5 protein-coding genes are annotated in these 4,787 nt (G+C 44.1%); 1 reads left to right on the forward strand and 4 read right to left on the reverse strand.

Annotated features, from left to right (window positions below):
- Together IQ270_RS28195 and IQ270_RS28200 are read right to left on the reverse strand one after the other, a co-directional pair.
- Positions 1-733: DUF4347 domain-containing protein (locus tag IQ270_RS28195; RefSeq protein ID WP_193976432.1), on the reverse strand; the 733-nt coding region annotated here is incomplete at its 3' end.
- Between the two features lie 637 nt (positions 734-1,370).
- Entirely contained in the window at positions 1,371-2,294 is a 924-nt protein-coding gene (locus IQ270_RS28200; protein WP_193976433.1) for a helix-turn-helix transcriptional regulator, read from the reverse strand.
- Positions 2,295-2,572: 278 nt separating this feature from the next.
- Between IQ270_RS28200 and IQ270_RS28205 the strand changes: the two genes are divergently transcribed.
- Entirely contained in the window at positions 2,573-3,109 is a 537-nt protein-coding gene (locus tag IQ270_RS28205) for a DUF4915 domain-containing protein (protein WP_193976434.1), read from the forward strand.
- Positions 3,110-3,236: 127 nt separating this feature from the next.
- Here IQ270_RS28205 and IQ270_RS28210 read toward each other — a convergent pair whose 3' ends face one another.
- On the reverse strand, positions 3,237-4,136 hold the full coding sequence (locus IQ270_RS28210) for an ABC transporter ATP-binding protein (protein ID WP_193976435.1): 900 nt from the start codon (positions 4,134-4,136) through the stop codon (positions 3,237-3,239).
- Between the two features lie 104 nt (positions 4,137-4,240).
- A partial coding sequence (locus IQ270_RS28215) for an ABC transporter permease (RefSeq protein WP_193976436.1) occupies positions 4,241-4,787 on the reverse strand: 547 nt, incomplete at its 5' end.

Genomic DNA, 4,787 nt, shown 5'->3' on the forward strand with positions numbered 1-4,787 from the left:
CTCCGGTGGGGGTGGTGTTGAGCAGGATGGAGGCGGTGCTGCTGTTTCTGTTCGCTACAGCTAAGTCTGGTTTGCTGTCGCCGTTGAAGTCGCCGATGCTGACGGATCTGGGCCGAGTGCCAGTTGCGAAGGTGACTTGGGGGGCGAAGCCGAGTACGCCACTGTAAGTTTTGAGGGTGGTTTCGGTGAGAATTAGTTGGGGCTTTTGCGTTGATGGGGGGATGAGTTGGAGGATGTCCCAAGTGCCGCCGAGTTTGCTATTACCTGTAGGTTGGGAGTTGGCGCTGATGTTTGCGCCTGTGAGTTGGTGCAGTTGAGTCAGGAATTGGTTTCCTCTGTCTCCGGCTGCTACGTTGCATCCATATAAGATGATGTTGGCGTTGTCAGTGAAGGCGTTTCGCCACTTTTGGAATTGGTGGCTGTAGTTTTGGATATTGCTGCTGTTGAGTTCTGTTGTGCCTAGGTACAGGCTGCCAGAATCTCCGTGGGTGATGATGTGGAGGGTTTCGATGCCTGTATGCTGAGCTAGGATTGTGGTGATTTGCTCTACGGCATCGGGCTGGCTTTTGAGGATGTAGGTGGCGGTGTGGGGTTTGATGCCCTGGGCTATCTGCTGGCTATCGGGTATTGTGGGGTCAAGGATGACTATGGAGTTTGGTTGGTTGCTAAAGCAACCAACCAAACTTATGATATTTTTATTTAAAGAGCGGTTAATTTTAGGTAGAGTTTTCATGGTTTTTTGCTTTTAATGTAGTTCGTGGTTTTTGAGTCGGGAGATGCCCCCGATTTGATTCTGGTTTGTGATATTTCTACCTGGTGGTGGATGACACACGCTGCCCTTGATGAGTAATACAGCACTTTTCAGGTATGTGAGATACATAGTTCTTGTAGGGACACTCAAGCGTGCCCATTTGTGTCAACTTAAGGCTGAAACCCTTGAGAAATCTGGGTTTTATGCCAAGTCTAGATCCCCCTAAATCCCCCTTAAGAAGGGGGACTTTGACCGGACTCTTGTCCCCCCCTTCTTAAGGGGGGCTAGGGGGGATCTAGGCTTAACAGTCAAACAGCATTCTGTGACTGGGTTTAACCTGATTGTTGACACTCAAGAGGGCTCTTGGAGTGTCCCTACGGGATATTGATAGTACCTATAAACCTGCAATCTGCTGGATCAAATCCGCTCTTCATCGGAATGATATTAATCAAAAGGGCAAGGAAAACATTTCTAACCGGGACAATGGCTCGAAACCTTTGTTTGGTAGGACTTACGGATTAATATTTTGTCTGAATCCCGTTAACTTGCCTATTAACTTATTCCCTAACAAGATTTATATCTTGCTGCTTCCTGGTTGCGCTAGCCAAATTGCGAAAGATTAGTTTCGCAAAATGTCCGAAGGCTTTTTCCCAAAATGCTGCTGGAAATATTTTGTAAAGCGACTAGGATTGTAAAAGCCATATTCAAACGCAATTTCCGTAATCGTTTTGTTGCTCTCGATTAACTCCGTATGAGCGGCTTCAAGTCGAGCATTTCGCAAGAATTGACTGGGAGAAACACCGTAATAACGAGCGAATGCTGTTTGCAAAGAACGACTGCTACAGTTCATGGCGGAAGCAATTTCTGCAATTGTCAGGTCTTTTTTCATATTTGCTCGGATGTATTCGGCCGCCTCTCGCACGCGGGCGATCGAGATTTCGGATACTTTAATAATCGATGGTTCTAAAGTGTTGTAAGATGAACCTTGGACTAAGGTAGAAAAAATAGCGGTTTCTAAATTGTCAATTACCAGTGGATGTCCGTTAGTGTCAATCAAATTCGACAGCGTTATGACCAGTTGATATAGCGATCGACCGTAAACAGTAGTGCGATCGATAACTTGCAGTAGGTTAGGACGTTCAATGGATTTGTCAAGATACTTGCTCATTTCAGTTAAAAATAGAGCTTCATCTATATAAATTGATATTCCGCTGTATTTGGCTGAGTGCTGAAGACGGGTTAGTTCGACTCCCGACTGACTTATCACCACATTTCGATCGTTCATGAGGAATTCGTTAGACCCAACTTTCAATAAATGATCGCCGTTAAAAAATGTGAAACCTATTTTTCCTGGAGAAGTATATCCTGCGGTATATGTACTCCCAGCTTCCCAAACAACACTCACGAACTCCAAGTTTTTTAATTTAGCAAACCGCCATTGAATTTTATAATCTTTGGAATAGGCAATATGTTTAGTAAGAGTCGATACTTGCTTAATATATATCTCTGGATCGTTGATTTCAATATTTAAATCCCAGACCATGATCAAATCCCCATGTTTTACACCTACAATAAATTATATCAATTATATGTAAATACTTATACCTGTTCAGGGGTTTTTTACGGAAATTATCTCAGGTCGATGTGGGCGAGTTTGTGAGATTCTGAGTTTTAGGCAATTATGGTTGGTGAGGGGAATCTCTACATTCAATAGGTACATTTTGATTTATTGTTGGGTGGGGCGGGTTTATGAGATTGTAGGTTGTAGGCAATTATGGTTGGTGAACCCGCCCCTACGGGAATGTAAATTTTACAGATTCTATGAATAACGACACAATTTTGAATACAGTCGAAGAACACGAGATTTTTGGCGATCGCGATTTGCCATCTTGGTTAACCGAACAACAAATTAGCCTCGCTTGCACTACTTATCAAACCAGCAGGTTAATGTTAATCGGTGCGGCGCCAGAAACCAACAGAATCTCGGCTTTTTGGCGAATATTCGATCGCGCAATGGGACTTTTCTGCACCCCGGAACGCATCTATTTAAGTTCAAAATACCAACTCTGGCAATTAGATAATGTGTTGGCTGCTGGTGGACAACATCAAGGTTGCGATCGCCTTTACATACTACACATCGCCTACACTACAGGTGATATCGACATTCACGATGATGCTGAGCCTCGGTGCGGTATGATGGCGATCGATTTGAATAGTGGGGCGATCGTTCATTGGTTGCGATTTGAAGGAATTGTCACGGAACTGTATGATGTGCAGGTGATTGGGGGAGTGCAAAAGCCGATGGCTTTGGGTTTTCAAACGGATGAAATTGCTCAGTTGATTACTTTGGAAATTTAACCGCTGATATCGGCGGATGGACGCTAATTGGGTGGCTAGAAACCGGGTTTTTGGGAGAATACTTCGTTACTGTCGGTAAAAATCGTAAAAACCCGGTTTCTAGGATTGTGCGCGAGGGCCAGAAATGTTAAGATAGAGTTTGTTTTGTCACCTCTACATAAATATGTTCTAACCGCACCGGATAGCGAGCAATGGAATCAATAGGAATCCCATCAAAACGCAAAATAATCTCCTTTAATTCCAAACGTTCCGGCAGCCAAAAAGCCAAATCGCTACCGTAGCGGCGGGGAATAAAACTGTATTCTGCTGCGCGGGCGATCGCCTTTTCTTCTTCCGCAGTTTTAACAACAATAATCTCCTCAGCCGGAATCAGTTTTTGCAACTCCTCCAAACTGCCCTCAGCCACAATACTACCATTCTTTAAAATACCAATTCTCTGACACAAACGTTCAGCTTCATCCAACAAGTGTGTTGTCAGCAAAATCGTAATTCCTTCCGATTGCAAACGCTGAATTAACTCCCAAATTTCATAACGAGCTTCAATATCTAAACCCGTCGTCGGTTCGTCTAAAATTACTAATTTGGGCTGGTGAACCAATGCTACTGCAATATTCAATCGGCGCTGCATTCCTCCGCTCAAAGTTTCTACGGGACTTTTGGCTCTATCTGTCAAATTTACGGCTTTCAAACATTGTTCTATTTGATAGCGCCTCTGCTTCCGTTCCATACCATAAATTTGAGCAAAAAAGTTGAGGTTTTCTTCGCAGCTAAGGCTTTTGTAAAGCAAATTTTCTTGGGGCGCTACGCCGATTAACAGTTTAGTAGCTTCGGAAACAGGTTCGCCATTGATGGAAACTTTGCCGCTGTCAGCGTTTAGCAAATTGCATAAAATATTGATAGTTGTAGTTTTTCCGGCTCCGTTTGGCCCGAGTAATCCGTAAATTTCTCCGGCTTGTATGTGGAGGGTTAAATCTCGCAGCACTGAACGTTCGCCGTAGGATTTATTGAGTTTTTGTATTTGCAGCACTGCTTGTGTTCTCCGTAGTTTTTTGTATAATAAAAGTTGGATAGTTTACGTTTTTTGGGGATTTTTTTACCGCAGAGGGCGCAGAGGGCGCAGAGGAGATGCTGCTACAGTCTTCTTTCTACTCTCAGCATTCTGCGGTAAGAGAGCCATCCACCTGCTATCATGGCTATAGAGAATATTAATAAAAACCTGAAGTGTTGGGCAATATCGGCAAAATCTTTGCCGTCAGCCCACACGCCCATCAGGGCTTCGTTCATGTGATAAATTGGATTGTATTGGGCGAGATCCAGCAGGGTTTTGGGAAACAGTGAAGTTGGCAAAAATGCGCCTCCTAATATTAATAGGGGAACGCCGAAAGCTGCTACTAGGGAGTTGACATCTTCTGTGCGCCTCGCAAATTGGGTGCCGAGTATGAAGCCGACTCCGACGTAGGATATAATGCTGAGGATAATTATCGCAATTCCTAACAAAATAGAGCCTTGGAATTGTGCTCCTAAAAAACTGGCGATGGTGTATACTAGAATTACTTGACCGATGCCGATCGCACTGTGAGCTAGGAAAATTCCTAAAAAGTAGGAGGTGCCGCTCAAAGGCGAAATAAATAATCGTTTGAGTGTGTGCTGTTCTCGCTCTGCTACCACTGTGGCGACG

Origin of the sequence: Microcoleus sp. LEGE 07076, from assembly GCF_015207455.1 — a bacterium.
GTDB lineage: Bacteria > Cyanobacteriota > Cyanobacteriia > Cyanobacteriales > Microcoleaceae > Microcoleus.

What these genes read in the sequence shown, in the direction of transcription:
- IQ270_RS28200 (WP_193976433.1), bottom strand. Translation starts at nt 2,294, where the DNA reads ATGGTCTGGGATTTAAATATTGAAATCAACGATCCAGAGATATATATT.
- IQ270_RS28205 (WP_193976434.1), top strand. Translation starts at nt 2,573, where the DNA reads ATGAATAACGACACAATTTTGAATACAGTCGAAGAACACGAGATTTTT.